The sequence below is a fragment of the Leisingera sp. ANG-M1 genome (assembly GCF_000813745.1).
Classification (GTDB): Bacteria; Pseudomonadota; Alphaproteobacteria; order Rhodobacterales; family Rhodobacteraceae; genus Leisingera.
This window is the reverse complement of sequence record NZ_JWLC01000037.1, coordinates 1,731-2,195: the sequence shown is the minus strand read 5'-3', so window position 1 is coordinate 2,195 and position 465 is coordinate 1,731. Positions and strand designations below refer to the sequence as shown.

1 protein-coding gene is annotated in these 465 nt (G+C 66.9%); it reads right to left on the bottom strand.

Annotated features, from left to right (window positions below):
- A partial coding sequence (locus RA19_RS24735; RefSeq protein ID WP_039168317.1) for an NAD(P)H-binding protein occupies positions 1–465 on the bottom strand: 465 nt, incomplete at both ends.

The window sequence follows — 465 nt, the reverse complement described above, 5'->3', positions numbered from 1 at the left end:
TCGGCAGCAGCGGCGACAGGGTCGCCATGCCGGCAAACCGGTTGAAGAAACCGTCCTCAGAGCCAAAGATCACCGACGGGCGCAGGATCACCGCATCCGGGAAATGCTGCTGCACCGCAGCCTCGCCGGCCGCCTTGGTGCGGGAATATTCGCTGGCGGCATCCGCGTCAGCGCCGATCGCCGAGATATGCACCAGGCTGGCAACGCCCTGCCCGGCGGCCAGCCGCGCAATGCGCCCGGCGCCTTCGGCATGGATGGCGCCAAAAGTATTCTTGCCCAGCTCGTTCAGCACGCCGACGCAGTTCACCACCGCATCCGCCCCCTGCATCACCGCAGCCACCGAGGCATCGTCGCGGACATTGCAGAATACCGGCTCCACCTGGCCCGGAACGCCGTAAGGCTTCACATGCATGGCTTCATTGGGGCGGCGCACCGCTACCCGCACCCGCCAGCCTTCCTTGGCCA